The sequence below is a fragment of the Streptomyces sp. NPDC096311 genome, from assembly GCF_044763085.1.
In the GTDB taxonomy this organism is placed as follows: domain Bacteria; phylum Actinomycetota; class Actinomycetes; order Streptomycetales; family Streptomycetaceae; genus Streptomyces.
This window is the reverse complement of sequence record NZ_JBIWFN010000005.1, coordinates 240,160-265,250: the sequence shown is the minus strand read 5'-3', so window position 1 is coordinate 265,250 and position 25,091 is coordinate 240,160. Positions and strand designations below refer to the sequence as shown.

Annotated in this window: 21 protein-coding genes and 1 pseudogene; 12 read left to right on the top strand and 10 right to left on the bottom strand. The window is 71.8% G+C overall.

Going from position 1 to position 25,091, the window contains the following annotated elements:
- Positions 1-96: 96 nt before the first annotated feature.
- The 5 genes from ACIRA5_RS15405 to ACIRA5_RS15385 form a co-directional block, all read right to left on the bottom strand.
- The gene (locus ACIRA5_RS15405; protein ID WP_403691014.1) at positions 97-1,278 is read right to left on the bottom strand and encodes an ROK family protein; all 1,182 of its coding nucleotides are present in this window, start codon (positions 1,276-1,278) and stop codon (positions 97-99) included.
- 214 nt (positions 1,279-1,492) lie between these two features.
- On the bottom strand, positions 1,493-2,167 hold the full coding sequence (locus tag ACIRA5_RS15400; protein ID WP_095851607.1) for a GntR family transcriptional regulator: 675 nt from the start codon (positions 2,165-2,167) through the stop codon (positions 1,493-1,495).
- 161 nt (positions 2,168-2,328) lie between these two features.
- Entirely contained in the window at positions 2,329-3,276 is a 948-nt protein-coding gene (locus ACIRA5_RS15395) for a beta-ketoacyl-ACP synthase III (RefSeq protein WP_403691013.1), read from the bottom strand.
- A 180-nt stretch (positions 3,277-3,456) separates the two neighbouring features.
- Positions 3,457-3,594: a hypothetical protein gene (locus tag ACIRA5_RS15390; protein ID WP_352044743.1), complete on the bottom strand. Its 138-nt coding sequence runs from the start codon at positions 3,592-3,594 to the stop codon at positions 3,457-3,459.
- Complete coding sequence (locus tag ACIRA5_RS15385) at positions 3,560-4,897, bottom strand: OFA family MFS transporter (protein ID WP_403691011.1); 1,338 nt, start codon at positions 4,895-4,897, stop codon at positions 3,560-3,562. The genes ACIRA5_RS15390 and ACIRA5_RS15385 overlap by 35 nt, the downstream gene beginning before the upstream one ends.
- A gap of 232 nt (positions 4,898-5,129) precedes the next feature.
- Here ACIRA5_RS15385 and ACIRA5_RS15380 point away from each other — a divergent pair, with 232 nt between their 5' ends.
- From ACIRA5_RS15380 to fdhD, 5 genes are read left to right on the top strand one after another with little or no spacing between them, the layout of a single operon-like run.
- Positions 5,130-6,101, top strand: a complete 972-nt coding sequence (locus ACIRA5_RS15380; RefSeq protein ID WP_403691009.1) for a 2-dehydropantoate 2-reductase — start codon at positions 5,130-5,132, stop codon at positions 6,099-6,101.
- Positions 6,098-8,017 (top strand): molybdopterin oxidoreductase family protein, encoded by a 1,920-nt coding sequence (locus ACIRA5_RS15375; protein WP_403691007.1) that lies wholly within the window; start codon positions 6,098-6,100, stop codon positions 8,015-8,017. Before ACIRA5_RS15380 ends, ACIRA5_RS15375 begins: the two co-directional genes overlap by 4 nt.
- A gap of 4 nt (positions 8,018-8,021) precedes the next feature.
- Positions 8,022-9,854 carry an NADH-ubiquinone oxidoreductase-F iron-sulfur binding region domain-containing protein gene (locus ACIRA5_RS15370; protein WP_403691005.1) on the top strand — a complete coding sequence of 611 codons (1,833 nt, stop codon included), beginning with the start codon at positions 8,022-8,024 and terminating at the stop codon, positions 9,852-9,854.
- Complete coding sequence (locus ACIRA5_RS15365; RefSeq protein ID WP_403691004.1) at positions 9,851-10,711, top strand: 2Fe-2S iron-sulfur cluster-binding protein; 861 nt, start codon at positions 9,851-9,853, stop codon at positions 10,709-10,711. Before ACIRA5_RS15370 ends, ACIRA5_RS15365 begins: the two co-directional genes overlap by 4 nt.
- A 7-nt stretch (positions 10,712-10,718) precedes the next feature.
- A complete protein-coding gene (gene fdhD, locus ACIRA5_RS15360; protein WP_403691002.1) occupies positions 10,719-11,576 on the top strand; it encodes a formate dehydrogenase accessory sulfurtransferase FdhD in 858 nt (285 codons plus the stop codon).
- 91 nt (positions 11,577-11,667) lie between these two features.
- On the opposite strand, the gene ACIRA5_RS15355 is transcribed toward fdhD, so the two are convergent.
- Positions 11,668-12,504: a LysR family transcriptional regulator gene (locus ACIRA5_RS15355; protein WP_403691001.1), complete on the bottom strand. Its 837-nt coding sequence runs from the start codon at positions 12,502-12,504 to the stop codon at positions 11,668-11,670.
- Between the two features lie 244 nt (positions 12,505-12,748).
- Between ACIRA5_RS15355 and ACIRA5_RS15350 the strand changes: the two are divergent.
- A pseudogene (locus tag ACIRA5_RS15350) lies at positions 12,749-12,919 on the top strand (short-chain dehydrogenase); the annotation flags it as partial.
- Positions 12,920-13,011: 92 nt separating this feature from the next.
- On the opposite strand, the gene ACIRA5_RS15345 reads toward ACIRA5_RS15350, so the two are convergent.
- Together ACIRA5_RS15345 and ACIRA5_RS15340 are read right to left on the bottom strand one after the other, a co-directional pair.
- The gene (locus ACIRA5_RS15345) at positions 13,012-13,554 is read right to left on the bottom strand and encodes an isochorismatase family protein (RefSeq protein WP_403691000.1); all 543 of its coding nucleotides are present in this window, start codon (positions 13,552-13,554) and stop codon (positions 13,012-13,014) included.
- Positions 13,555-13,573: 19 nt separating this feature from the next.
- Entirely contained in the window at positions 13,574-14,008 is a 435-nt protein-coding gene (locus ACIRA5_RS15340; protein WP_403690999.1) for a MarR family winged helix-turn-helix transcriptional regulator, read from the bottom strand.
- Positions 14,009-14,117: 109 nt separating this feature from the next.
- Here ACIRA5_RS15340 and ACIRA5_RS15335 point away from each other — a divergent pair, with 109 nt between their 5' ends.
- From ACIRA5_RS15335 to ACIRA5_RS15325, 3 genes are all read left to right on the top strand, one after another.
- The gene (locus ACIRA5_RS15335; protein WP_403690997.1) at positions 14,118-15,041 is read left to right on the top strand and encodes a zinc-binding alcohol dehydrogenase family protein; all 924 of its coding nucleotides are present in this window, start codon (positions 14,118-14,120) and stop codon (positions 15,039-15,041) included.
- Positions 15,042-15,201: 160 nt separating this feature from the next.
- Positions 15,202-17,082 (top strand): exo-alpha-sialidase, encoded by a 1,881-nt coding sequence (locus ACIRA5_RS15330; RefSeq protein ID WP_403690996.1) that lies wholly within the window; start codon positions 15,202-15,204, stop codon positions 17,080-17,082.
- 10 nt (positions 17,083-17,092) lie between these two features.
- A complete protein-coding gene (locus ACIRA5_RS15325; protein ID WP_403690995.1) occupies positions 17,093-18,337 on the top strand; it encodes a DUF4185 domain-containing protein in 1,245 nt (414 codons plus the stop codon).
- On the opposite strand, the gene ACIRA5_RS15320 is transcribed toward ACIRA5_RS15325, so the two are convergent.
- Positions 18,270-19,310 (bottom strand): bile acid:sodium symporter family protein, encoded by a 1,041-nt coding sequence (locus tag ACIRA5_RS15320; protein WP_403690993.1) that lies wholly within the window; start codon positions 19,308-19,310, stop codon positions 18,270-18,272. The two genes, ACIRA5_RS15325 and ACIRA5_RS15320, sit on opposite strands and share 68 nt — an antisense overlap.
- A gap of 136 nt (positions 19,311-19,446) precedes the next feature.
- Between ACIRA5_RS15320 and ACIRA5_RS15315 the strand changes: the two genes are divergently transcribed.
- Positions 19,447-20,340: a LysR substrate-binding domain-containing protein gene (locus tag ACIRA5_RS15315; protein WP_099944252.1), complete on the top strand. Its 894-nt coding sequence runs from the start codon at positions 19,447-19,449 to the stop codon at positions 20,338-20,340.
- Here the strand turns inward: ACIRA5_RS15315 and ACIRA5_RS15310 are convergent.
- Entirely contained in the window at positions 20,315-21,295 is a 981-nt protein-coding gene (locus tag ACIRA5_RS15310) for an Lrp/AsnC family transcriptional regulator (protein ID WP_403690992.1), read from the bottom strand. The genes ACIRA5_RS15315 and ACIRA5_RS15310 overlap by 26 nt on opposite strands.
- Before the next feature lie 121 nt (positions 21,296-21,416).
- On the opposite strand from ACIRA5_RS15310, the gene ACIRA5_RS15305 reads away from it, so the two are divergent.
- Positions 21,417-22,901, top strand: coding sequence for an MFS transporter (locus ACIRA5_RS15305; protein ID WP_403690990.1), 1,485 nt, complete (start codon positions 21,417-21,419; stop codon positions 22,899-22,901).
- A 344-nt stretch (positions 22,902-23,245) separates the two neighbouring features.
- Positions 23,246-25,072, top strand: a complete 1,827-nt coding sequence (locus ACIRA5_RS15300) for an AMP-dependent synthetase/ligase (protein ID WP_403690988.1) — start codon at positions 23,246-23,248, stop codon at positions 25,070-25,072.
- The last annotated feature ends 19 nt before the right edge of the window (positions 25,073-25,091 follow it).

Genomic DNA, 25,091 nt, shown 5'->3' with positions numbered 1-25,091 from the left:
CAGGTGGGGTGCTTGAGTGAGATGACCTTTGGTGCGGCTCTGGCAGGGGTGCTGCTTGCGGTTCCGCCAGGAGTGCTGCGTGCGGCTCTGGCGGGGTTACGCGGGCGAGAACAGGTGGTCGCTGATGAGCCGGGCCGCGCCGATGACCCCGGCGGTCGGCCCCAACTCCCCGAGCACGATGGGTAGGTTGCCGGTCGCCAGCGGCAGCGACTGGCGGTACACCTGGGTACGGATCGCGGCGAGCAGCGTGTGGCCGAGGCCGGTGACACCGCCGCCGATCACCACCAGGCCGGGGTTGAAGAACGAGACGAGGCCGGCGATGACCTGCCCGGTGCGATTGCCGCCCTCGCGGATCAGCCCGAGGGCGGTGGCGTCGCCCGCGGCGGCCGCGGCGGCGACGTCGACGGCGCTCAGCGTGCCCGCCGCCTCCAGCCGCGCGGCGAGCTCCGCCGAAAGCCCCTGCTGGGCGGCCTCCGTGGCGTCCCGGGCGAGCGCGGCCCCGCTGAAGTGGGCCTCCAGGCAGCCCCGGTTGCCGCAGGCGCACGGACGCCCGTCGGGCACGGCCTGGATGTGCCCGATGTCGCCGGCGCTGCCCGTCGTACCGCGGTAGACCTCACCGCCGACGACGATGCCGCAGCCGATGCCGGTGCCGATCTTGACGCAGAGGAAGTCGCCCACGGAGCGTGCGACCCCCGCGTGCTGTTCCCCCATCGCCATCAGGTTCACGTCGTTGTCGACCATGACGGGGCAGCCCAGGTCCTGACTGAGCGCCTCGCGGACCGGGAAGCCGTCCCAGCCGGGCATGATCGGCGGTGCGACCGGAACGCCCTCGGGGAAGCGGACCGGACCCGGGACGCCGATCCCGGCGCCGTCGAATTCCTCCGCGAGCCCCGATGACCTCAACTTGGCTGCCATGGCCAGGACTTGCTCGAAGACGGCGACCGGTCCCTCGCGGACGTCCATGGGCTGGTTGATGTGCCCCAGGACCTCCAGTTCCGCGTTGGTGACGGCCACGTCGATCGAGGTGGCCCCGATGTCGACGCCGAGGAGGCGCAGCGCCGGGGCGAGCCGGATGTTGTGGGAGCGGCGTCCGCCGCGGGATGCGGCGAGGCCGTCGGCGACCACGAGCCCGGTCTCCAGGAGCCGTTCCACCTCGACGGCCAGTTTCGACCGGGAGAGGTCGATCTGGTCGCCGAGCTGGGCCCGGGAGTTGGGGCCGCCGTCGCGCAGCAGGCGCAGCAGGCGCGCCTGGTGCGCGTTCGCGGGTCGTGCCGTCATACGTCTCACGAGCCCCTCCCCGCCTCAATCGGCCAGTGTCCAACGGGTTTTGGCCACATCACCGTGGCTTGCTTTCGATGGAAACGTAGCAGCGGCTGCTGGGAGTGGGAAGAAGTTGCGCAGAGATTGCCGTCAACTTTCTCCACTGAGTGGACAAAGAAAGACCCGGACGCGGCCGGTCCGGGTCACAGGGGGAGCGCACGAATGAGGTGGGTTACTTCTCGCGCTCGTGGTACGTCTTGCGCGTGTGCTCCGTGTGGGCGCGCATGACCTGGGTGGCGCGGGGTTCGTCGCGGGCGGCGATGGCCGCGATGAGGTCGCGGTGCTCGATCCAGGACTGGTGGCCGCGCTGCCGGGCGACCGGCGTGTAGTACCAGCGGACCCGGCGGTCGACCTGGGCGGCCAGCTCGGCGAGGACCGTGTTGCCTGCGAGCTCCATGACCTTCGCGTGGAAGCGGGCGTTCATCGCGACCGCGCCGTCCACGTCGTCGGCGGCGACCGCGCGCTCACCCTCGGCGCACAGTTCCTCGAGCGCGGTGATGCCGGCGGTGCCCGCGTTGGCGGCGGCGAGCCGGGCGGCCTCGGCCTCCAGCAGCGTACGGACCGTGAGGAGCTGGTCGGCCTCCTCCTCGGTCGGCTCGTGCACGAAGGCGCCCTGGGCGGGCCGAAGATCGACCCACCCTTCCGTGTTCAGCCGCTGGAGCGCCTCGCGGACCGGCTGCCGGGAGACGCCGAGGTGCCCGGCGAGCTCGCTCTCGACCAGGTGCTGGCCGGGTTGGAGGGCGCGGGTCGTGATGAGTTCGAGCAGCGCCTCGTAGACGCGGTCGCGCAGCGGGCCTGGCCGTTCGAGCTTGGGCACCGCCCCCGGCGGCAGTCCTGTCGACAACATCGGGGTCCCCTCCTGCCGAGCCATCCCGTCACCGTGACCGTCGCGTCACCGGAAAGCACGTGTCAAAAGACAGTATCGATTGTCTTTCGTCTACAGTCTACGGCGCACCATGGCCAGGCCCGGGGAGGGTCGGACGCGTCACACCCGGTGGTCCGCGCACGTCAGGGGCAGCGGACGACCTGTCCCGCGTACGAGAGGTTGCCGCCGAAGCCGAACAGGAGCACCGGGTCGCCCGTGCTGATCTCGCCGCGTTCGACGAGCTTGGAGAAGGCGAGCGGGATGCTGGCGGCGGAGGTGTTCCCGGAGTCGACCACGTCGCGCGCGACGACGGCGTTCACGGCGCCGATCTTCGCGGCGAGGGGTTCGATGATGCGCAGGTTCGCCTGGTGCAGGACGACCGCGGCGAGGTCCTCGGGCGCGAGCCCGGCCCGCTCGCAGGCCTGCCGGGCGATCACCGGGAGCCGCGTCGTCGCCCAGCGGTAGACGCTCTGCCCCTCCTGCGCGAACCGCGGGGGCGTGCCCTCGATGCGTACGGCGTGCCCCATCTCGGGCACCGATCCCCACAGCACCGGTCCGATCCCGGGCTCGGTGCCGGCAGCGGCGGCCTCGACCACCGCGGCCCCCGCCCCGTCCCCGACCAGGACACAGGTCGTACGGTCGCTCCAGTCCGTGACCTCGGACATCTTGTCCGCCCCGATGACGAGGGCGCGGGTCGCCGCCCCCGCGCGCACGGCATGGTCGGCGGTGGCGAGCGCGTGCGTGAAGCCCGCACAGACCACGTTGACGTCCATCGCGGCCGGGGAGGGCACGCCGATGCGGGCGGCGACCCGGGCGGCCATGTTCGGGGAGCGGTCGATCGCCGTGGAGGTGGCGACGAGGACCAGGTCGATGTCGGCCGAGGTGATACCCGCCGCCGCGAGCGCCTTGGCCGCGGCCTGCGCGGCCAGCTCGTCGACGGGCTCGTCGGGACCGGCGATGTGGCGCGTGCGGATGCCCACCCGGCTCGTGATCCACTCGTCACTGGTGTCGACCAGGCCCGCCAGGTCCTCGTTGGTGAGTACCTTGGCGGGCTGGTAGTGGCCGACGGCCGCGATGCGTGAGCCGTTCATTGGGGGGTCTCCCTCGTTGCCTTGGGTAGGGGGATCCTCCAGTCTGATCAGTGACTCGCGGGTACGACGGCAGGTGTTGCCACAGGAAAGCGGCGTCAGGCTTGTCGGCTTCTGTCAGACCTTCGGACGCCCTGCCCGCGTCCGCACACACGCCCGGCGCCGCAGTCCTTACGCCGGGCGTTACCCCGTGAACAGCTGTTTGACCTTCAGGACGAGCTCGTACAGGCCGTAGCAGAGCGGCGCCCCCACCCACAGCCACGCGAACGCGATCAGTGGACGGCGGTCAGGCGGACTGCTGGGGCTGGACGGAGTCGTCATCGGCGGCCTCCCTCGGGGCGGGGATGTGGTGGCGGGCATGGACGGGTCGCACCAGCTCATTGGCGACGAACCCGACGACCAGCAGCCCGATCATGATCAGGAACGAGGTGTCGTAGAGCTGCGCGCCGTGTTTGCCCGCCTCCTTCTGGCGGTCCGCGATCCAGTTGACGATCAGCGGCCCGAGGACGCCGGCCGTGGACCAGGCGGTGAGCAGCCGGCCGTGGATGGCGCCGACCTGGTAGGTGCCGAAGAGGTCCTTCAGGTAGGCGGGAATCGTCGCGAAGCCGCCGCCGTAGAAGGAGAGGATCACCAGGGCGCAGACGATGAACAGGGGCTTGGAGGAGTCCCCGAACTGCGAGATCAGCAGATACATGATCGCGCCCACGCCGAGGTAGACGCGGTAGATGTTCTTGCGGCCGATCAGGTCGGACGTGGAGGACCAGCCGATCCGGCCCGCCATGTTCGCGGCCGAGAGCAACGCCACGAAGCCCGCGGCTGCGGAGACCGACACCGGGGTCGAGGTGCCCGCGAAGAAGTCCGTGATCATCGGGGCGGCCTTCTCCAGGATGCCGATGCCCGCGGTCACGTTCATGCAGAGCACGACCCACAGGCACCAGAACTGCGGGGTGCGCACGGCGCTGTTCGCGGACACCTGCACCCCGTCGAGCGGCGCGGGTCCCGCCTTGACCGGCGGTTTGTCGCCGCGCGGCACCCGCACCAGCAGGACACCGAGCGTCATGAACACGGCGTACGACAGCCCGTGCACGAGGAAGGCGAGCGCGATGCCGGAGGAGTCGGAACCGAAGGACTTCAGCATCTGCGCGGACCACGGCGAGGCGATGAGCGCACCGCCGCCGAAGCCCATGATCGCGATGCCGGTTGCCATGCCGGGCCGGTCCGGGAACCACTTGATCAGGGTCGATACGGGCGAGATGTAGCCGATGCCGAGGCCGATCCCGCCGACGAAGCCGTAGCCGAACACGATCAGCCAGTACTGCTCGGTGGCGGCGCCGAGCGAGGCGATCAGGAAGCCGGTGGAGAAGCAGACCAGGGCGACGGTCATCGCCCAGCGGGGTCCGTTGCGCTCGACGAGGGTGCCGCCGAACGCGGCGGACAGTCCGAGCATGACGATGCCGAGCTGGAAGGGCAGCGCGCTCTGGGTCCCGCTGAGGCCGAGCGCGGATTCGAGCGGCGGCTTGAAGACGCTCCAGGCGTACGCCTGGCCGATGGAGAGGTGGACGGAGAGTGCGGCGGGCGGGACGAGCCAGCGGCTCCAGCCGGGTGGCGCGACAGGGGGACTCATGATCCCGGACGATAGGAAGCGGTTGCCCGGTTGTGAAGCCGTTCGACACCAACTCGTCGACGGTATGCGGTGAGCGGTATCCATCGCGCGACGAACGGTCGGCGGGTCCTCACGGTGGCTCGTCGAGGTGCTGCGCGAAGCCTTGCCGCCCCAAGTTCCATACTGTAGACAATATTTCGTCGACAGAGTTCGGCAGTTCCTCGGTACCCTCGACCGAACGGAGCGAGCCACAGTGAAAGTCGCCGTTCTCGGCGCCGGTGCGATCGGCGCCTATGTCGGCGCCGCGCTGCACCGCGCCGGCGCCGATGTGCACCTCATCGCCCGTGGACCGCATCTTGCGGCCATGAGGCAGCACGGAGTCCAAGTCCTCAGTCCGCGCGGCGACTTCACCGCGCGCGCCCATGCCACCGACGACCCGGCCGAGGTCGGCCCGGTCGACTACGTCCTGCTGGGTTTGAAGGCCCACTCGTACGCGGCGTGCGGGCCGCTGATCGAGCCTTTGCTGCACGACACCACGGCGGTGATCGCCGCCCAGAACGGCATCCCCTGGTGGTACTTCCACCGGCACGGCGGCCCGCACGACGGCCACCGTGTGGAGAGCGTGGACCCGAACGGCGCGGTCAGTGCGGTGCTCGCGCCCGAACGGGCCATCGGATGTGTCGTGTACGCCGCGACCGAACTGGAAGGACCGGGCGTCGTAAGGCACTTGGAAGGCACGCGGTTCTCCATCGGCGAGCCCGACCGCACCCGCTCCGAGCGGTGCACGGCGTTCAGCGAGGCCATGACGGCCGGCGGTCTCAAGTGCCCGGTCGAACGGGATCTGCGCAACGACATCTGGCTCAAGCTGCTCGGCAACATCTCCTTCAACCCGATCAGCGCGCTGGCCCGCGCGACGATGCGGCAGATGTGCCTGCACGGCGGCACCCGCAAGGTCATCGAGATCATGATGACCGAGACGCTCGCGGTCGCCGAGGCGCTCGGCTGCGAGGTGGGCGTCTCCATCGAACGGCGGCTGGCCGGCGCCGAGCGCGTCGGCGACCACCGCACCTCCACTCTCCAGGACCTGGAGCGCGGCAAGCCGCTCGAACTGGACGTACTGCTGGCGGCGGTCGTCGAGCTGGCGGACATCACCGGCGTCGAGGTGCCCACCCTGCGCACCGTCCACGCCATCTCGGACCTGCTCGCGCTGAGGAGCGCCGCATGAGGAAACGCGAATCGAAGATCTACGCCCGGCTCACGCACCCCCTGGTCCGTGACGCACGCGACGAGCCCTTCCGGCGGGCCACCTGGGACGAGGCCCTGACTCGCGCGGCGGCGGGACTGAGCGCCGCCCGCGGCGCCTTCGGCCTGTTCTCCTGCGCCCGCGCGACCAACGAGATGAACTACGTGGCCCAGAAGTTCGCCCGGGTCGTGATGGGCACGAACAACGTCGACTCCTGCAACCGCACCTGCCACGCCCCGAGCGTCGCGGGCCTGAGCGCCGCCTTCGGTTCCGGCGGCGGCACCTCCTCGTACGCGGAGGTCGAGGAGACCGACCTCATCGTGATGTGGGGCTCCAACGCCCGCTTCGCACACCCGATCTTCTTCCAGCACGTGCTGAAGGGGATCAGGAACGGCGCCCGGATGTACGCGGTCGACCCGCGCCGTACGTCCACGGCCGAGTGGGCGGAGAGCTGGCTCGGTCTGAACGTCGGCACCGACATCCCGATGGCGCACGCGATCGGCCGCGAGATCATCCACGCGGGCCTCGCCAACCACGCCTTCATCGAGCGGGCCACCAGCGGCTTCGAGGAGTACGAGGCGCTCGTCGAGCCCTGGACGCTGTCGCTCGCCGAGAAGGTGACGGGCGTACCGGCGGCGGCGATACGGCAGTTAGCACACGCGTACGCCCGCGCCGAGCGCGCCCAGCTGTGCTGGACCCTCGGCATCACCGAGCACCACAACGGCACCGACAACGTCCGCGCTCTGATCAACCTGACCCTGCTGACCGGGCACGTGGGCCGCCACGGCTCCGGCCTCCAGCCCCTGCGCGGACAGAACAACGTGCAGGGCGGCGGCGACATGGGCGCCATCCCCAACCGCCTCCCCGGCTTCCAGGACATCCTCGACGCCGAGGCGCGGCTGAAGTTCGAGTCCGCCTGGGACACCGTCATCCAGCCGCACTACGGGCTGAACCTGACGGAGATGTTCGAGGCCATGGAAGAGGGCACGCTCAAGGCCGTCTACTGCATCGGCGAGAACCCGGCGCAGTCGGAGGCCGACAGCGAACAGGCGGTACGGCGGCTGGGCGCCCTCGACTTCCTCGTCGTGCAGGACATCTTCCTCACGAAGACCGCCCAGTTGGCGGACGTCGTGCTGCCCGCGACCGCCGGGTGGGCGGAGACGGAGGGCACCACCACCAACAGCGAGCGGCGGGTGCAGCGGGTGCGCGCGGCGGTGACGCCGCCCGGTGAGGCCCGCGAGGACATCGACATCCTCTGCGGCCTCGCCGCGCGCCTCGGGCACGACTGGAAGTACGCCGACGCCGAGGCCGTCTGGAACGAGCTGCGGTCGGTGTCGCCGGACCACTACGGGATGACGTACGAACGTCTGGCGGAGCACCAGGGCATCCAGTGGCCCTGCCCCGACATCGGGCGGCTCGAACCCACCTATCTGCACGGCAGGTTGTGGGCCTCGGACCCCGCCGAACGCGGCCGGCTCGCGCCGTTCGGGATCGTCCAGCACGACCCGCCCGTGGATCTGACGGACGAGGAGTATCCGATCCGGCTCACCACGGGGCGGCGGCTCGACTCCTACAACACCGGGGTGCAGAGCGGCGGCTTCGCCTCGCCGTTGCGGCGCGGCGAGTATGTCGAGCTCTGCCCGGAGGACGCCGAGCGCTACGGGGTCGTGGTGGGCGAGGAGGTCCAGGTCTCCTCGCGCCGGGGATCCGTCATGGCACCCGTGTGGATCGACACCGCGCTGCGGCCCGGACTGGCGTTCATGACCATGCACTTTCCCGACGAGGTGGACACCAACCAGCTGACGATCGAGGCGAACTGCCCGATCGCGGGGACGGCGGAGTTCAAGGCGTCGGCCATCCGGATCGAGAAGCTGCCGGTCGCGACTCAAGTGAGGTGATGTGGTGGATCTGCACTTCGGTGACAGCAAGCCGACGGACGAGGAGCGGGCGGCGATCGACGCGCTGCTCGGTCCGCCGGAGTCCTCGTGGGAGGGCGCCGCCCGCGATGAGATGAGGGCCGCCGACCTCAGGTGGGCGCGCGGCGGCCGGGAGGCGCGCGAACGCCGTGACCTGCTGTTGCCGGGGATGCACGCCGTCAACGACCGGATCGGCTGGATCAGCGAGGGCGCGCTCGACTACCTGTGCCGCAGGCTGACCGTGCCACCGGCGGAGGCGTACGGGGTCGCGACCTTCTACGCGATGTTCTCGGTGAAACCGCGCCCCGCGACCGTGCTGCACGTGTGCACGGACCTCGCGTGCGCGGCGGCGGGCGCGGCGCAGCTGTGCGCCGGGGTCGAGGCCCGCCTCGGGCCCGGCAGCGGCGTCGGCGTCGAGCGCAGCCCCTGCCTGGGGTTGTGCGAGCGCGCTCCGGCGGCCCTCGCGGTCAGGGCGGGCGATCCGGTGCGTACGGCCGTGTCGGCGCCCACCACCGTCGCGCGGGCGGCACAGGCGGCGAGCGCCCCCGACTCGGCGCCCGAGGAGCCGCCCGCGGCTTTCGCGGTGCCCCAGGCGGGCGATCCCTCCCTCGTGCTGCTGAGCCGGGTCGGTGTGGTCGACCCCGCCTCGCTCGACGACTACCGGGCACACGGCGGGTACGCCGCGCTGCGGCGGGCCTTCGCACTCGGGCCGGCCGGGGTCATCCGCGAGGTCACCGACGCGGGCCTGGTCGGGCGCGGCGGCGCCGCCTTCCCCACCGGCCGCAAATGGCAGGCCACGGCGTCCCAGCCCGACCATCCGCACTACCTGGTGTGCAACGCCGACGAGTCCGAGCCGGGCACCTTCAAAGACCGGGTCGTCATGGAGGGCGACCCGTACGCCCTCGTCGAGGCGATGACCATCGCGGCGTACGCCGTCGGGGCGCACACGGGTTATCTCTATCTGCGCGGCGAGTACCCGCGCGCCCTGCGCCGCATGGAGCACGCCATCGGGCAGGCACGCGCGCGTGGCCTGCTCGGCGAGGACGTCCTGGGCCAGGGGTACGCCTTCGACATCGAGATCCGGCGGGGCGCGGGCGCGTACATCTGCGGCGAGGAGACCGCCCTGTTCAACTCGATCGAGGGGTACAGAGGAGAACCGCGTTCCAAACCGCCCTTCCCTGTGGAGAAGGGTTTGTTCGGCAAACCCACTGCCGAGAACAACGTCGAGACCCTGGTGAACGTCCTGCCGATCCTGACGAGGGGGGCCGAGGCGTACGCGGCGATGGGCACCCCGGGCTCCACCGGCCCGAAGCTGTACTGCGTGTCGGGCAGCGTGGACCGGCCCGGAATCTACGAACTGCCGTTCGGGGCGACGCTGGGCGAGCTGCTGGAACTGGCGGGCGTGCGCGAGCGGCTGCGCGCGGTGCTGCTCGGCGGCGCGGCGGGCGGCTTCGTACGGCCCGACGAACTCGACATCCCGCTCACCTTCGAGGGCACCCGGGCGGCGGGCACGACCCTCGGCTCGGGTGTGGTCATGGCCTTCGACGACACGGTCCCGCTCCCCCGCCTCCTGCTGCGCATCGCCGAGTTCTTCCGCGACGAGTCGTGCGGGCAGTGCGTGCCGTGCCGGGTCGGGACCGTACGGCAGCAGGAGGCGCTGCACCGGATCGCCGAGCGGAGGGGCGCCGCTGCGGCCGACGACATCGCCCTGCTCAGGGAGGTGGGCCGCGCGATGCGGGACGCCTCGATCTGCGGTCTCGGGCAGACCGCGTGGAACGCCGTGGAATCCGCGATCGACCGCTTGGGAGCCTACGAATGACCGCGATACCGCTGGGAGTGCCGCGTCGGCTCGTCGAGTTCACCCTCGACGGGCAGGAGGCCAGGGTTCCCGAGGGCTCGACGATCCTCGACGCCTGCCGGGCGGCGGGCAAGGAGGTCCCCACCCTCTGCCAGGGCGACACGCTCACCCCCAAGAACGCCTGCCGGGTCTGTGTCGTCGAGCTGGAGGGCGCCCGGACCCTCGTCCCGGCCTGCTCCCGCAAGGCGGAGGCGGGCATGGAGGTACGGACGGACACCGAGCGCGCCCGCCACAGCCGAAAGGTCGTCATCGAGCTCCTCGCCTCCTCGGTCGACTTGTCGACCACTGCGGAGGTGGCCGGGTGGATCAAGGAGTACGAGGCGAAACCGGACCGCTTCGGCCCCGGCGCGGCGCGCCTCGACGAGGAACCGAAGATCGACAACGGCCTCTACGTCCGCGACTACGACAAGTGCATCCTCTGCTACAAGTGCGTCGACGCATGTGGCGACCAGTGGCAGAACACCTTCGCGATCTCGGTCTCCGGGCGCGGTTTCGACGCCCGGATCGCCGTCGAGCACGACGCCCCGCTGACCGACTCGGCGTGCGTGTACTGCGGCAACTGCATCGAGGTGTGCCCGACGGGGGCTCTGTCGTTCAGGTCGGAGTTCGACATGCGGGCGGCGGGTACATGGGACGAGTCGGCGCAGACCGAGACGACGACGGTGTGCGCGTACTGCGGTGTGGGCTGCAACCTCACCCTGCACGTGCAGGACAATGAGATCGTGAAGGTCACCTCCCCGCACGACAACCCGGTGACCCACGGCAATCTCTGCATCAAGGGCCGCTTCGGCTACCAGCACGTACAGAACCGGGACTGATCAGGACATGGGACGAGTCACGGAACGACGCAAGGTGATCCGCATCCGGGACGGGGCCATCTCCACCCGCCCCGACACGCTCGTCGCCGAGGAGCCACTGGAGATCCGCCTCAACGGGAAACCGCTCGCGATCACCATGCGCACCCCGGGCGACGACTTCGCGCTCGCAGCGGGCTTCCTCGTCAGCGAGGGGGTCTTCGGCCGGGCCGAGGAGGTGCAGAACATCGTCTACTGCGCGGGCGCCACTGCCGACGGCGCCAACACGTACAACGTCGTGGACGTCCGGACCGCGCCGGGCGTCGTGCTGCCCGACATCACGCTGGAGCGCAACGTCTACACGACCTCGTCCTGCGGCCTGTGCGGCAAGGCGAGCCTGGACGCGGTCCGTACGACGGCCCGCTGGGCCATCGACGACGGCGCCGACGCTCCCCCGGTCCGGCTGGAGCCCGCTCTCCTCGCCGACCTCCCCGACCGGCTGCGCGCGGCACAGCAGGTCTTCGACCGGACCGGGGGTCTGCACGCCGCGGCCCTGTTCACGGAGAACGGGGAGATGCTCGACGTACGGGAGGACGTGGGCCGGCACAACGCGGTCGACAAGCTGGTCGGGCGCGCCCTGCAACGCGGCGACCTGCCGCTCTCCCGCACGATCCTGCTGGTGTCGGGCAGGGCCTCCTTCGAGTTGGCGCAGAAGGCGGTCATGGCGGGCATCCCCGTACTGGCGGCGGTCTCGGCACCGTCCTCGCTCGCGGTGGACCTGGCCATGGAGACCGGGCTGACCCTGGTGGGCTTCCTGCGCGGCCCCTCCATGAACGTGTACGCGGGCGAGCACCGCATCGCCCTGCGGGCCGCGGCCGCCCAGGGCTGACCGGCTCCCCGCGGCACGGCGGCGGGGCCCTGACCGGCGGGGAGCGCCCCCTGCGCCGTAGGGGCCCCGCCTCAGCCCGCCGCGACCGCGCTCACAACTCCTCGGCCCGCGCCGGGTCGGCGAGGGGCGCGAGCGGGGCGAAGGCGGTGATCAGGGGCGAGTGCCGACTCGCCTCCCAGGCGAGCAGCACCTCGTCGCGCTCCGCGTCCGGCACCGGTACGTAGGTGATGTCCGGGCGCGAGTACTGCTCGGCGACGGATTCCGGTACGAGCGTGATACCGGCCCCGCTCGCCACGGACTCGAACTTCTCTTCGATGGTGCGGATCGGCGGCTCGCCGGGACGGGGGTCGGCGTACCTCAGGCGCGGTTCGTCCGCGAGGTCGGCCAGGGCGAGTTCCGGTTTGCCCGCGAGCCGGTGGTCGGCGGGGAGCATCGCCACGCGCGCCTCGCTGAACAGCGGCAGCAGCGTGAGGCCCTGCTCGCGGATCGGGCGGCGTACGTAGGCGAGGTCGACGGTTCCGTCGAGGATCAGCCGCTCCTGGTCGTCCCATTCGACGCGGCGGGCGAGCGTCTCGACGTCCGGGTGGGCGGCCCCGAAGGCGCGCAGGGCGCGGGTCACGACGACGCCGGCCCGGAAGCCGACGACCAGTCGGCGCGGTCCGCCGGCCGCCCGGCGCACCCGGAGCCTGGTGGCGTCCGCGGTGGCAAGCAACTGCAGTGAGTCGTCGAGGAGTTGACGCCCGGCCGCCGTCAGGGTCACACCATGGCTGTCGCGTTCGAGGAGCCGTGCGCCCAAGTCCTTCTCCAGGGCGCGGATCTGACGGCTCAGGACCGGCTGGGCGATGTGCAGCCGCTCCGCCGCGCGGCCGAAGTGGAGCAGCTCGGCGACCGCCACGAAGTAGCGGATCTTCCGCAGGTCGAGGTCCATGGCCGCCCCTTTCGTCGTCGCGGTGGCGATGCCTTCAGGGTATCGCCCCTGGCGAAGGGGGGAGAGGCGCGGACATGCGTGTGCGAGGAGAGCGGGTCGTGGTCATCGCCGGCACGGCGGGCATCGGGCTCGCGGTGGCGGCTGCCGGAAGGGGCGGAGGGGCAGGTGCTCGACGTGACGGACGAGGACGAGGTACGCGGCTTCTTCGCCCGGATCGGGCACGGACACCGCGGGCCGGCGTCCGATGCCGGGCACGACCGTGGCGGCCGGCCCGTGCGGGGCGAGGGAGTCCCTCACCCGCGCACGGGCCCTGGAGCCGGCGCCGATCCGGGTCGATGCGGTCTCCCCCGGTGTGGTCCGCACCGCACTGTGGCGGGAGCCGGCGGAGGCCGACCGTGAGGGCCTGTTCGCGTCCGCCGCGCAGTCGCTGCCGGTCGGGCGGATCGGGGAGCCCGAGGACGTGGCGGAGGCCTGCCCCTACCGGGATCCCCTTCCCCGCTCCGCGCCTCAGCCCGCGCTGAAGCGCACCTGCGCGGTGGTCACGACCGTGCCGAGGCGGGGGAAGTCGAGGCGGACCGACGCCTCGTGTTCGGGCGCGGTGAGGGCCGCCATCGCGTCCTCGGCGAACACGAGGTCGTAGCCGAGGTCGCCGGCGGCGCGGGCGGTGGACTCGACGCCGAGGTTGGTGGCGATCCCGCCGAACACCAGGGTGGAGATGCCGCGCTCCCGCAGCCGCTCGTCGAGACCGCTGCCCTGGAACCCGCCGATGGTCCGCTTCACGACCTCGAGGTCACCCGCCACCGCGAGCCCGGCGACGAGTCCGCTGCCGGGCGGCTGTTCGGGCAGCCCTGGCCGTTCGCCCCGGACGAGCACGACGAGCGCGCCCGCCTTGCGGAAGGTGGCCGCCAGCTCCTCGGCGGCGGCGAGGACTTCGGTGCCCTTGCGGGGTTCCACGGGCAGTCCGACGATGCGCTCCATCAGATCCACGAGCACCAGGGCGGTGCGCGCGGGGTCGAGGGCGAGCCGGGGTTCGGTTTCGGGTGCGGTCATGACGGAACGTTAGCCTTCATCAGCCGTCCGTACCGGAAATCCGGATCAACAAGCCCATGAACTGCTCCCGCTCGGCCCCCGAGAGCGGCGAGAGGAGCGCGTCGTTGGCCTCGCGCGCCGCCCGCTCGCAGCGCGCGAGGAGGCGCGCACCCTCCTCGGTGACGGACACCGCGTTCTTGCGCCGGTCCCCGGGGTCGGGTTCACGCAGGACCAGGCCCGCGCCCTGGAGGCCGTTGAGAACACCGACCAGGTCCTTGGGGTCGAGCTGGATGCTGCGGCCCAGTTCGGCCTGGGCGACGGGGCCGAGATCGGAGACGGCGGAGAGCACCACGTGATCCCACATCTTCAGGCCCTCGACCGCCAGTGCCTCGGCGACGAGGGCACGCCCGCGGGCGGCGGTGCGGCCGAGAAGCCAGCTGGGGAGGGCGCGGATGGCGGGCAGGGGGGCGGACATGAGACCAGTCTAGCGAATAACCGTTGGGCGTCCCAATGAATATCGGCTACCGTTGGGACTCCCAACGACCCGAGGGCTCGCCCTTCGCCCCCTCACCCCTGGAGGTGCGATGCGTCGCGTCCGGTACGAGCACACCGGCGGCCCCCTGTTCCTGGAGGACGTCCCCGAACCCGCCGCCGGGCCCGGCGAACTGCTCGTGCGCACCGAGGCGATCGGCGTCACCCTTCCCGTCGTCCGCAAGGTCACCGAGGCCGCGGAGCCGATCCCGCTGGGCGGTGAGATCGCGGGCGAGGTCGTCGCCGCCGGCGCGGGCGTCACCCGCTTCACGGCGGGCGACCGCGTCACCGGACTCTGCTTCGGGCACGGGTACGCCGAGCACGCCCTGCTGGACGAGACCATGGCCTCCCCCGTCCCGGCGGGTGCGAGCGCGGTCGACGCCGTCACCCTGGTCCGCAGCGGGCTGGTCGCGCTCGGCGCCCTGAAGGCGGCGCGCCCCGCACCCGGCGAGGCGGCGCTGATCACCGGCGCGGCGAGCGGGGTCGGCCATCTCGCCGTCCAACTCGCCCGGCTGCGGGGCGCGTCACGTGTCGTCGGGGCCGTGTCCGCGCTCACCCCCGGCAAGACGGAGTTCGTGCGGGGACTCGGCGCGGACGAGGTGATCGCGTACGGCTCCGAGGACTGGGGCGAGCCCGTCGACTACGTTCTCGACGCGGTCGGCGGCGACCTGCTCACCCCGGCCGTCGCCGCCCTCGCCCCGGGCGGGCGGCTCGTCGCGTACAGCTCGGGCGGCGGAAGCGTGCGGGCGTACGACCTGCTGGTGGGCGCCAAGTCCGTGATCGGCTTCCAGCTGGCCCGGATCGCCCGGAACGAGCCGGGGCGGTACGAGCGGTGGCGCGAGGAACTGTGGCGCCTGTTCACGCAGGGGGCTCTGCGGCCCGCCGTGCACGGGGAGTTCGCCCTGGAGGACGCGGCGAAGGCGCACGCGGCGATCGAGTCACGGAGCAACCTGGGGAAAGTGGTGCTGCGCCCCTGACAGACGCGTTCAGATTTGGCGTGAACACGACCGGTGCTCGCTTCTTGTGGGGCCACTGAGAGCCCAAGTAGCGTCTGCGGCACACATTGGACGTCGGATGTCGGATGTCGGATGTCCAGATCACCCTGGTTGCCCAGACACACGAAGGGCAGGTCGCACCATGTCGGCACGTCTGCGCGCACGTCTCAGATCGACCCTGACCGCCGTCCTCACGGCCGCCGCACTGTGCGTGCTCGCGCTGCCGAGCCCCGCGAAGGCCTCCGCGTCCGGTGCGTCCGGCGCGTTGTTCGAGCAACAGGTGCTCTTCAGGGCCTCCCAGGATCCCGGCTACGCCTGCTTCCGCATCCCGGCCGTCGTGCGGAGCACCCACGGCACCCTGCTGGCGTTCGCCGAGGGGCGCGTGCACGACTGCGGCGACGCGGGTGACATCGACATCGTCGTCAAACGGTCGACCGACGGCGGCCGGACCTGGGGACCGCTCCAGGTCGTCAACGAGGGGGCCGGCGACACCCACGGCAACCCCGCCCCGATCGTGGACCGCGAGACCGGTCGCATCGTGCTGGCGGAGACGTACAACACGGGCCGCACGGACGGGCGCGGTTGCGACGTCCCCTGCGACCGCACGCCACATCTCCAGTACAGCGACGACGACGGCCTCAGCTGGTCCGCACCGCGCGACCTGAGCGCCGAGATCCTCCCGCCGAACTGGAACTCCTGGTACGCCACCGGCCCTGTGCACGGCATCCAGCTGACCCGTGGCAGGCACGCCGGGCGGCTCGTCTTCGGCGTCAACACCGAGACCTGGAACGGCAGTCGGGTCACGGCCAACAACGCCGCCCTCATCACCAGCGACGACGACGGCGACCACTGGCGGATCGGTGCGAGCGACTCCTGGCCGATCGCGGACGACGGCACCTTCCGTCAGAAGCCGTCCGAACCGACGCTCACGGAACGCGCCGACGGGTCCGTCCTCGTCAGCGGGCGCGAGCAGGACGGCACCGACCTCGGCCACCGCACCCAGACCGTCAGCCGCGACGGCGGCGACAGCTTCACGGCGCCCTTCCGCGACCTCCCCGGCCTCTACGCGCCCCAGGTCCAGGGCTCCGTACTCCGCCTCGGCGACCGCATCCTGCTGGCCTGCCCCGGCGACCCCGACCGCCGCAGGACCATGATGCTCCGCTCCTCGTACGACGGCGGGCGGACCTGGGACAGCGTGGACCGCGGCACGGTCGTGACCACCGACTGGTCGGGCTACTCCGACCTGGTCGGGATCGGCGGCGGCGCCGTGGGACTGCTGTACGAGGGCGGCGCGGTCGACGCACGCGACGAGGTCCGCTTCGCCCGCTTCACCGAGGACTGGCTCACCCCGCACCGCGGCCCCGACCCGACGACCGCCGACCTCGCCCGGCACGCCGAGCCGGCCGCGGTCCTCGGCGGCGCCCGGGAGACGGCGGGCGTGCGTGGCGGCGCGCTGGAGTTCGACGGCGCCGACGACGCCGTACGCCTGCCGTATCAGGACCGACTCCCGCTCGGGACAAAGGACTTCACCGCGTCGCTGTGGTTCCGCTACACGGCCACCGGCGGGGAGCAGCCGCTGCTGTGGATGGGCGGGATCGGGACGACGCAGCCGCAGGTGTGGATGCGCGCCGAGCCCGCGTCGCACCGGATCACCGCGCTGATCACCACCAGGAGCGGAGCCGCGGCCCCGACCTCCGCCTCCGTCCGCACCGCGAGCGCCTACAACGACGGCCAGTGGCATCATCTGGCCCTGCGCCGGGGCGGCGGACTGCTCACGCTCTCCGTCGACGGCACGGCGGTCGGCGCCGCGGGCGTGCCCGGGTCGGTCAGCCGCAACTCGCCGTTCGGGGTCCATGTCGGGCAACGGATGGACAGCCGGGCGTACTTCACGGGAGCGATCGACGAAGTACGCGTCTACGACCGGGCGTTGAGCGACGAGGAGCTGTCCGCGCCGCCCTCCCGGGAAGTGACCCGGGACACCGTCCTGTATCTGCCCATGGACCGGGTGCGCGGCGGCCACTAACGTCCCGTCCGTGCCCGACGACGCACGAGCACGACGACGGCGGACCGGGGCCGGCCTCGGTGTCCTGCTCGCCCTGGTCTGCGCGGCCGTGCTGCTCACCGCCCTCCCCGACCACGACCGGGAGGGCGGCGGCGCGTGCACGGCCCGCACGCTGCGGTCCTGGAGCGCGAACGCGCGGCTCACGGGCGAGTTCGCGCGGTACGGCGACGACGCGAGCCGTGTCGACGACTGGACCGGCGGCGACGGCACGCACTCGGTGCGGCTGCCGGACGGGCGGGTGCTGTGGCTGTTCTCGGACACGTATCTGGGCCAGGTGCACGGGCCGCCGAACCCGGTCGGCGAGTCGTACGCGTGGCGCGACACGAGCGCGCCCCTGGTGCGGAACTCGGCCGTGGTGATGTCGAAGGACGGGCGGCTGGAGACGACACTGCCGACGCCGGTGTTCCCCGACCCCGGGCCGGGGCGGTGGCGGTGGCCGGTCGCGGCCCGTGTCGAGCCCCGCTCCCCCGGCTCCTCCGAACAGGTCGTCCGCGTCCTGCTGTGGACCCGTACCGCCGGCCAGGCTCCCTGGATCTACGGCGTGCCCACGTCCACCGAGGTCGCCACGCTCGCGCTGCCCGACCTGCGGCTGGAGGGCATCGCCACGGTCCTGGACCAGAGTTCCGTGACGGATCCCTCCCGGCGGGTGCTGTTCGGCACCTCGACGGTCGACGCGGGCGCGTGGACGTACGTCTTCGGCGGCGACGACGGCCGGGCCGCCTCGCGCCCCACCTCGCGGGCGTACGTGGCGCGGGTGCCGCGCGGCCGGCTCGGGCAGCCGGCGGCCTGGGAGTACTGGGACGGCGGCGAATGGGCGGTGCGGGCACGGCCGGGGCCGGTGCTCGGGGACGAGCGGCGCACGGGGGTCGGCAGCGCGTTCACGGTGGTGCGGGACGGCGGGACGTACGTCCTGTTCACGATGGCGGCGGGCACCGCGGGGCTGACGACGATCACCTCGTACTGGGCGTGCGCGCCGACCGGCCCCTGGCACGGGCCCACCCGGAGTTTCAGTCCGTCCCTGCCGCAGGGGCAGGTGGCCGCGTACAACCCGCAGGTGCACGCGGCGCTGAGCGACGGCGACCGGCTCGTGCTGAGCTATGACGTGAACTGGCTGGACACGACGGGCGGTGTCTCGGCGCAGGCGAACCTCAGTCGGAACGTGGCGCTGTACCGACCGCGATTCGTGACGCTGCGGCTGGGGGAACCGGGGTCGTAGCCGCCTCGGGGTCGTGGGCGCGGCGCTTGGCGATCACCGCGCACACCATCAGCTGCATCTGGTGGAAGAGCATCAGCGGCAGCACGGCGAGCGAGGCGTGCGCGCCGAACAGCACGCTGGCCATGGGAAGCCCCGAGGCGAGGGACTTCTTCGACCCGGCGAACTGGATCGCGATGCGGTCCTCGCGGTGGAAGCCCAGCGCCCTCCCGCCGTACCAGGTGAGCGTCAGCATCACCGCGAGCAGCACGGCCTCGACCGCGAGCAGGCCCGCCAGCCGCACCGCGCTCACCTGGTGCCATATGCCCTGCACCATGCCCTCGCTGAACGCGGTGTAGACGACGAGCAGGATCGAGCCGCGGTCGACGTACCCGAGGACCTTCTTGTGGCGCGTGATGAACCCGCCGATCCAACGGCGCAGCACCTGCCCGGCCAGGAACGGCACCAGCAGTTGAAGCACGATCTTGACCAGCGAGTCCGCGGAGAAACCGCCGCCGCTGCTGCCCAGCAGTGCCGCGGCGAGCAGCGGGGTGACGACGATGCCCGCGAGGGAGGAGAAGGAGCCGGCGCAGATCGCGGCGGGCACGTTGCCTCGGGCCATGGAGGTGAAGGCGATCGACGACTGGATGGTCGAGGGGACGAGCGTGAGGAAGAGCAGACCGGTGTAGAGGTTGTGTGTCAGGAGCACCGGTTCGAGGCCGCGGGCGGCCAGGCCGAGCAGCGGGAAGACGACGAAGGTGCAGGCCAGGACGGTGACGTGGAGCCGCCAGTGCTTGAGGCCCTCGACCGCCTCACGGGTGGAGAGCCGGGCCCCGTAGAGGAAGAAGAGGAAGGCGATGGCGGCCGTGGACGCGCCCGACGCGATGTCGGCGCCCGTACCCCGTGCCGGGAGCAGGGCCGCCAGGCCCACTGTCCCGAGCAACAGCAGGATGTACGGGTCGATCGGCATCCAACTCGGCCACTGCAGGCGTTTCACGGTGCTCCACTGCTCAGACGTCGTACGGGGCGGTCCCGGGGCGGGTCGTGCCCTCTCCATCGTCCTCTTCCGGCCCGCGATCGGGAATCCGTCATACAGTTCTGACTGTCATCGCGATTCGCGATAACGTGAGGGGGTGTACGACCCCTCCCAGCTGCGTACCTTCCTGGCGGTGGCCCAGACCCTGAGCTTCACTCAGGCCGCACGGCGGCTCGGGCTGCGCCAGTCGACCGTCAGCCAGCACGTGCGCCGCCTGGAGGACGCGGTGGGACGGCAGCTGTTCTCGCGGGACACGCACTCCGTGGAGCTCACCGAGGACGGCGAGGCGATGCTCGGCTTCGCGCGCCGCATCCTGGCGGTGCACGAGCAGGCGACCGCCTTCTTCACGGGCACCCGGCTGCGCGGCCGGCTGCGCTTCGGCGCCTCCGAGGACTTCGTCCTGACCCGGCTCCCGGAGATCCTGGAGGGCTTCCGGTACGACCACCCGGAGGTGGACCTGGAGCTGACGGTCGAGCTGTCCGGCACGCTGCACGAACAGCTCACTGCGGGCAGGCTGGACCTGGTGCTGGCGAAGCGGCGGCCCGAGGATCCGCGTGGCGAGCTGGTCTGGCACGACCGCCTGGTGTGGATCGGCGCGGAACGCCTGCGGCTCGACCCCGACCGCCCGGTCCCCCTGATCGTCTACCCGCCCCCGGGCATCACCCGTGCCCTCGCCTTCGAAGCCCTGGAGCGCCAGGGCCGCGCGTGGCGCATCGCCTGCACCAGCGGCAGCCTGAACGCCCTCGTCGCGGCGGCCCGCGCGGGCCTCGGCGTGATGGCCCACTCACGCGGACTGATCCCTCCCGGCCTCGTCCGCGTCCCCGACCGCGCGGGCCTGCCGGAGCTGGGCGAGGTCGACTTCGTGCTGGTGCACGGGCAGCGGCGTACATCCGCGCAGGGCGCGGCGGACGCCCTCGCCGCCGCAATCCTGGGGGGCGGGGACCGCCTGCTCAGAGGCGGCGGCCCTAGCGGGTCGGTCTCGCGTACGTGAGTTGCTTGATGCGGCGCAGGAACGGGGTCGTCTCGACGTGCTGGACCCCTTCGAGGGTGCCGAGACGGCCGCTGAGGTAGGCGTAGAGACCCGCCGTGTCACGGGCGACGGCGGTGACGACGATGTTGGAGGGACCGGCCGTCGCCGCAGCGAAGGCGATCTCGTCGTGGGTGGCGAGGGCCTCGCCGACGGAGTGCAGGGCCGCCGGGGCCGCGGTGATCCACAGGACGGCCGCGCAGGCGTAGCCGAGGGGCTCGGAGTGGTACTCGACGTCGACGTACACGGCGCCGGAGGCGAGCAGCGCGGCAAGGCGGCGTTTGACGACGGACTCGGAACGGCCGGTGGCGCGCTGGAGTTCCGGATAGGTGGCGCGTCCGTCGCGTTCGAGCGCGGCGACCAGTGGCTCGTCCTCGGGGTCGATCCGGACGGGCCCCGCGGGATCGCAACGTCGCGGCCGCAGCGCGGCGATCTGCTCGTCCGTCAGCGCGTCGAACCTGCTGACCCAGCCCGTCGGTCCGCCGAAGAAGCGGTTCAGGATCTGGTGGGCGCGGATCTCCATGATGCTCGGGGTGCGCGGCAACTTGCCGAGCAGCAGGTCGTCGTGGTCGCCGGGGCTGCGCGGCCGGGTCATGCAGACCACCTCGGTGCCGCCCGAGGCCAGTCCGATCCACGCGGTGTCCGGCCGCTTGGCCAGCGCCTCCGCGATCGTCTCCGCGCTGTCGGGCGCGCAGCGCAGCCGTAGCATCCACTGGCTCTGGCCGAGCCGTTCGGCGTCGCGCACCGCGACCACCCGCAGCCCGCCCTCGGCGGAGAGTCTGCGGAAGCGGCGCGCGATCGTCTGGTCGGAGACGCCCAGCACCGCCGCGATCCGGCTGAAGGGTGCGCGGGCGTCCAGTTCCAGCGCGGCCAGCAGTTGCAGATCGAGCGTGTCGAAGGTGTGGGATTCCATCTCCATGGGGGCCGTCCTAGTCGGATTCCGGCGATCTGGCGCCCGAGGTCACCGCGATCACCCCTCGAGAGCTCATCGTACGGAGGCTTACGCATCCGCGGCACGGGGTTCTGGAGGAGTTGAGGACATGCGTACATGGGGGCCGCTCACGGCGGTGTGCCTGGGGACGTTCATGTTGTTGCTGGACGTGACGATCGCGGTGGTCGCGCTGCCGGACATGGCACGGGCGCTGCACGCGTCGCTGAGTGATCTGCAGTGGGTGATCGACGGGTACGCGCTCGCGCTCGCCGCGCTGCTGCTGGGAGTGGGGGCCGCCGCCGACATTCTGGGACGGCGCCGGGTGCACGTGGCGGGCGTGGTGCTGTTCGCGGTGGCGTCGCTGCTGTGCGGGCTCGCGTCCGGGCCCGGGATGCTGGTGGCCGCGCGTGGGCTGCAGGGGGTGGGTGCGGCGGCGATGTTCGCGACGACGCTGCCGCTGCTCGGCTCGGTCTACCAGGGGCGGCAGCGGTCGACGGCGCTCGGGGTGTGGGGTGCGGTCAGTGGCGGCGCCGCGGCGGTCGGGCCGGTGCTCGGCGGGCTGCTCACCGAGGGGCCGGGCTGGCGGTGGATCTTCTTCGTGAACCTGCCGGTGAGCGTGGCGTCGGTGTGGCTGACACTGCGGGTGGTACCGGAGTCACGCGGACCGCGCGGGATGCGCATCGACTGGGCGGGCACGGCCGCCTTCGCCTGCTTCGCGGGGGCGACGACGTACGGGGTGGTGCGGGCCGGGGCGGACGGCTGGACGTCGGGGGTGGTGACGGGATCGTTCGGGACGGCGGCGCTGGCGCTGGTCGCGTTCGTCGTCGTCGAGCGGCGGGTCGCCCACCCGCTCCTGGACCTGTCGCTGCTGCGCAAGCCCGCGTTCGTGGGCGTGATGGCGGGCGCGCTCGCCTTCAACGGGGTGGCATTCGGTGTGATCCCGTACCTGTCCATCTGGATGCAGACCGTGCTGGGCATGAGCCCGGTGCGCGGCGGGCTCACTCTGCTCCCGCTGACCGGCGCGACGATGGTGGTCGCGATCCTCGCCGGGAAGCTGCTGCACGGGGTCCCGGCGCGGCTGACGATAGGCGGCGGGCTGCTCCTGGTCGGCTCGGGCGCGTTCTGCCAGGCCGTGCTGGACGCGGGTACGAGCTGGACGGTGCTGGTGCCGGGCCTCGTCCTGGTCGGCATCGGCACGGGCTTCGTGTCCCCCGCCATCGCGGGCGCCGCGCTCGCCGCCGTACCGCCGGAGCGGGCGGGCATGGCGGGCGGCGCGGTGAACACGGTCCGCCAGCTGGGGTACGCGCTCGGGGTCGCCGTCTTCGGCACGGTGCTGACCTCCCGCATGCAGGACACGCTCTCGCGCAACGCGGCCCACACCCTGGCCGGCGGCGGTGCCGGGGCACTGCGCGGCCCCCTCTCCGAACACGCCCTGCGGGCCGCGTTCGCCTCGGGGCTCGACTCGGCGTCGGTGGCGGCGGGCGTGACGGGGATGGTCGCCGGGGCGCTGGTACTGGTGTTGGTGCGGACGCCGCGCGCTGTGACGGACACGGCCGAGGCACCGGCGGAGCGGGCGACGGCGTCCCGCGCATGACACCGGTGAGGGCCCGGTCATGACACCGCCGGAGCCGGTCCCGGAGCCACCGGGACCGGCTCCGGCGGTAGCCGCACGGGCGCGGAATCGGAACCTCCGTGTCCGGTATTCGGTGCCCCGCATCCCGTAGCAGGCTCGTACAGATTCCGTGGAGATTACGAGATCGAAACCTACGGAACCGTAAGGAATTCTGTCCGGCCCTTCCCCATGTGCGGGCATTTTCTCGGCTGACCTGTGGATATGCCGCACACACCCCCGGCCGGCCGCGCTTCGGCACCCCTCCCGCCCGACGGCGCGGTGGGGTAGCTTTCACGGCGCTGTGCGGAGCGCCACTAGGAGCGGGATTGCGCGAGTTCACCAACCCTCCGTTGGCGTCGGCGCCGCCGGTGGGCGGCCTGGCCGACGTCGTATTCGACCATGCCCAGGAGGACCCGCTGCGGGCCGCGTTCGGCCGCAAGGACGAGAACGAACAGTGGCACGATGTGACGGCCGCCGAGTTCCGTGACGAGGTCCTCGCACTGGCCAAGGGACTGCTCGCCCAGGGAATCCGATTCGGCGACCGGGTCGCGATCATGTCCCGTACCCGCTACGAATGGACACTCTTCGACTACGCGTTGTGGACGATCGGCGCCCACGTCGTCCCCATGTACTCGACGTCCTCGGCCGAGCAGGTCTTCTGGATGCTGCACGACGCGCAGGTGTCGGCCGCGGTGGTCGAGCACGAGGACCACGCGATGACCATCGCCACGGTGATCGACCGGCTACCCCAGCTGCACAAGCTCTGGCAACTGGACTCGGGCGCGGTGCAGGAGCTCTACGAGGCGGGCGCGGGCATCGACGACGAGGTGGTGCACCGGCACCGGCGCGCCGTCACCCCCGAGTCGATCGCGACGATCATCTACACCTCGGGCACCACGGGCCGCCCCAAGGGCTGCGTCATCTCGCACGCCAACTTCATGGCCGAGGCGAGCACGGTCATCGGGCTCATGGAACCGATCTTCACCTCCAAGCGCGACAACGGAGCATCCACACTGCTGTTCCTGCCGCTCGCGCATGTCTTCGGGCGGATGGTCCAGGTCGCGGGAGTCCTCGGGAAGGTCAAGCTGGGCCATCAGCCGCAGATGCATGCCGCCGTGCTGCTGCCCGACCTGGCCGCGTTCCAGCCGACGTTCATCCTGGCGGTGCCGTACATCTTCGAGAAGGTCTTCAACTCGGCCCGGCGCAAGGCCGAGAAGGACGGCAAGTCCGGAGCCTTCGAGAAGGCCGTGGAGGTCGCGGTCCGCTACGCCGACGCGATCGAGGCGAAGGCGTGGGGGATCGGCGCCGGGCCGTCGGCGAGCCTGCGGATGCAGCACCAGTTCTTCGACAAGGTCGTCTACACCAAGATGCGCGCCGCCATGGGCGGCCGGGTCAGACACGCGGTGTCGGGCGGCTCCGCGATGGACCGTCGGCTCGGGCTGTTCTTCGCCGGCGCGGGCATCCAGATCTACGAGGGATACGGGCTCACCGAGACCACCGCAGCCGCGGTCGTCACCCCGCCCGAGCGGACCCGGTACGGGACGGTCGGCCAGGCCATTCCGGGCACGACCGTGCATATCGCGGACGACGGCGAGATCTGGCTGCACGGCGACAACATCTTCCAGGGCTATCTGAACGACCCCAAGGCCACCGACGCCGCGCTGCACGACGGCTGGCTCGCCACCGGCGACCTCGGCGCCCTCGATGAGGATGGCTTTCTCACCATCACCGGGCGCAAGAAGGAGATCCTGGTGACCTCCGGCGGCAAGAGCGTCTCGCCGGGCGTCCTGGAGGAGCGCGTGCGCGACCATCCGCTGGTCGCCCAGTGCATCGTGGTCGGCAACGACCGGCCGTACATCGCGGCGCTCGTCACCCTCGACGCCGAGGCCGTCGAACACTGGCTCCAGATGCGGGGCAAGACGCGGCTGTCCGCGTCCGACCTGGTGCGCGACCCGGACCTGGAGACCGAGGTGCGGCGGGCGGTGGTCGCCGCGAACACCCTGGTCTCGCAGGCCGAGTCGATCCGTACGTTCCGGATACTGGCGAACCAGTTCACCGAGGAGCACGGGCTGCTGACGCCTTCCCTCAAGTTGAAGCGGAAGGCGATCGAGAACGCGTACGCGACGGAGGTGGAGGCGCTGTACCGGGCATGAGCCCGCCGCAACGCCTCGG

Coding starts and splice junctions, on each gene's coding strand:
- ACIRA5_RS15405 (WP_403691014.1), bottom strand. CDS start 1,278: ATGACGGCACGACCCGCGAACGCGCACCAGGCGCGCCTGCTGCGCCTG.
- ACIRA5_RS15400 (WP_095851607.1), bottom strand. CDS start 2,167: ATGTTGTCGACAGGACTGCCGCCGGGGGCGGTGCCCAAGCTCGAACGG.
- ACIRA5_RS15395 (WP_403691013.1), bottom strand. CDS start 3,276: ATGAACGGCTCACGCATCGCGGCCGTCGGCCACTACCAGCCCGCCAAG.
- ACIRA5_RS15390 (WP_352044743.1), bottom strand. CDS start 3,594: ATGACGACTCCGTCCAGCCCCAGCAGTCCGCCTGACCGCCGTCCACTG.
- ACIRA5_RS15385 (WP_403691011.1), bottom strand. CDS start 4,897: ATGAGTCCCCCTGTCGCGCCACCCGGCTGGAGCCGCTGGCTCGTCCCG.
- ACIRA5_RS15375 (WP_403691007.1), top strand. CDS start 6,098: ATGAGGAAACGCGAATCGAAGATCTACGCCCGGCTCACGCACCCCCTG.
- ACIRA5_RS15365 (WP_403691004.1), top strand. CDS start 9,851: ATGACCGCGATACCGCTGGGAGTGCCGCGTCGGCTCGTCGAGTTCACC.
- fdhD (WP_403691002.1), top strand. CDS start 10,719: ATGGGACGAGTCACGGAACGACGCAAGGTGATCCGCATCCGGGACGGG.
- ACIRA5_RS15355 (WP_403691001.1), bottom strand. CDS start 12,504: ATGGACCTCGACCTGCGGAAGATCCGCTACTTCGTGGCGGTCGCCGAG.
- ACIRA5_RS15345 (WP_403691000.1), bottom strand. CDS start 13,554: ATGACCGCACCCGAAACCGAACCCCGGCTCGCCCTCGACCCCGCGCGC.
- ACIRA5_RS15340 (WP_403690999.1), bottom strand. CDS start 14,008: ATGTCCGCCCCCCTGCCCGCCATCCGCGCCCTCCCCAGCTGGCTTCTC.
- ACIRA5_RS15335 (WP_403690997.1), top strand. CDS start 14,118: ATGCGTCGCGTCCGGTACGAGCACACCGGCGGCCCCCTGTTCCTGGAG.
- ACIRA5_RS15330 (WP_403690996.1), top strand. CDS start 15,202: ATGTCGGCACGTCTGCGCGCACGTCTCAGATCGACCCTGACCGCCGTC.
- ACIRA5_RS15310 (WP_403690992.1), bottom strand. CDS start 21,295: ATGGAGATGGAATCCCACACCTTCGACACGCTCGATCTGCAACTGCTG.
- ACIRA5_RS15305 (WP_403690990.1), top strand. CDS start 21,417: ATGCGTACATGGGGGCCGCTCACGGCGGTGTGCCTGGGGACGTTCATG.